Origin of the sequence: Rhizobium pantanalense (assembly GCF_030182525.1) — a bacterium.
Classification (GTDB): domain Bacteria; phylum Pseudomonadota; class Alphaproteobacteria; order Rhizobiales; family Rhizobiaceae; genus Rhizobium.
Genome location: NZ_JAQJCH010000036.1, coordinates 1 through 1,573, shown reverse-complemented (window position 1 = coordinate 1,573; position 1,573 = coordinate 1). Strand labels below are relative to the sequence as shown.

Sequence of the window (1,573 nt, the reverse complement as noted above, 5' to 3'; positions counted from 1 at the left end):
GTTATCGGCATTCTGCTTGATGTTGGCGGCCATCTCTTCCATCGAGGCGGAAGCTTCTTCGGCAGAAGAGGCCTGTTCGGTGGCACCTTGAGACAGCTGTTCGGACCCGGCCGACAGCTGCTGGCTGCCTGACGAGACGTTGTCGGAGGCCGACAGTGCATCGGCAACGACGCCGCGCAGACGTTCGACCATCGACTGGAGCGAAATGCCCAGAGTATCCTTCTCCGACATCGGCTTCGGCTTGACCGTCAGGTCGCCATTGGCGATCTGGTCAGCGATCGTTGCGGTGTTGCGCAGATTGCCTGTCATGACGTTGATGGTGTTGACGAGGTCCTTGATCTCGTCATTGGTCTTGATCTCAATATTCTGATTGAGGTCGCCAATGGCAACGCCTTCCGCGACTGCCTGAATCTTCTTGAGGCCGCGATTGATGCCGAGTGCGATCCAGATGGCAACGACCGTAGAAATCACGAACATGATGCCAAGCGACGTCAGAAGCAGATTTCGCGCAGACGCATATTGGTCGTTGGTCGACAGATCGGTTTGATGCAAGTCATCAAGAATTGCCTTGTTGACGGTCTCGAGCGCATTCTGGAGCAGATCGCTTGCCTTGCGTCCCTCACCCATGGAGAGGGCGCCGGCCTTGCGATTGCTTTCCTCGGTGTTCTCAGTCGCTAGCTTCAGGATCTGATCATCGATCTGCTTCCAGGCGGGATACTGCTTGGAAAACTCGGCAACCTTGTCGGAAATCGCCGGGTCCTGGGCAAGCTTCTGGACGAGCTGCTCGATCGTGACTTGTTTCTCGTGAACGGCGTCAATGTAACCGCCGATCGCCTGCGGATCGGTGTTGAGGATGGCATTCTTTTCATTGCGGATCGCATCCAGCACGGCGCTGGAAAGATCGCCGGAGTTGCGGAGATTGTTGGCCGGTCCTTGAACGATATCGGTGATGGCGGAGTTGAGCGAAGACAGGCTCATGATTGCGAGGACGGACATGCCGGTCGACAAGAGGATCAGGAAGCCGAAGGCGAGGGCCAGTTTGAGTTTGATGGTAAAGCGCATCTCTGAAAAGCTCCTGGAGATGAAGGGTTCGATATTTGAAATGTCAGACGGGGAGCCGTCTTGATGCGCGAAGACCGATACATTCACCCTTCCGCGAACCGGAACCGGTTCTTGAGGCCGGCGGTAGCATTTGCCGGCCTTTGACCGGCGCCTTCCGGCGCCGGTGTTTGTTGACATCAGGCCAAGCGCTCAGGCGCTCTGGCGAAAATCATTGTCATCCGCATCGGGTCCACCCATGGACATGTCGAGGGTAAAGCCCTTGAGCCGAGCCTGCTGCGCGGCGACGCTGTTGTCGGTGCGTGCGGCCGGGGCTCTGGCAGCGGGTGCCTTGGCGGCAGGCTTTGGTTTGGCAGAGCTGGCAGCATGATGGATCGGCGTGTGGACAGGGCTATGTGCGGCCTGAGCCTTGCGAGCATTGGCCTGATCGACCTTGAAAAAGGCGATGGAGGCCTGCAGCTCCTCCGCCTGGGCGGCGAGCTCCTCCGACGTTGCCGACATTTCTTCCGATGCA

General features: G+C 58.1%; 1 protein-coding gene and 1 pseudogene. Both read right to left on the bottom strand.

Translation table 11 applies throughout. From position 1 onward, the window contains the following. Nucleotides 1-1,062 (bottom strand): MCP four helix bundle domain-containing protein (locus PH558_RS33995; protein ID WP_285208558.1); only part of this gene is annotated, 1,062 nt, incomplete at its 3' end. 189 nt (nucleotides 1,063-1,251) lie between these two features. Beyond that, nucleotides 1,252-1,573: pseudogene (locus tag PH558_RS33990) on the bottom strand (methyl-accepting chemotaxis protein); the annotation flags it as partial.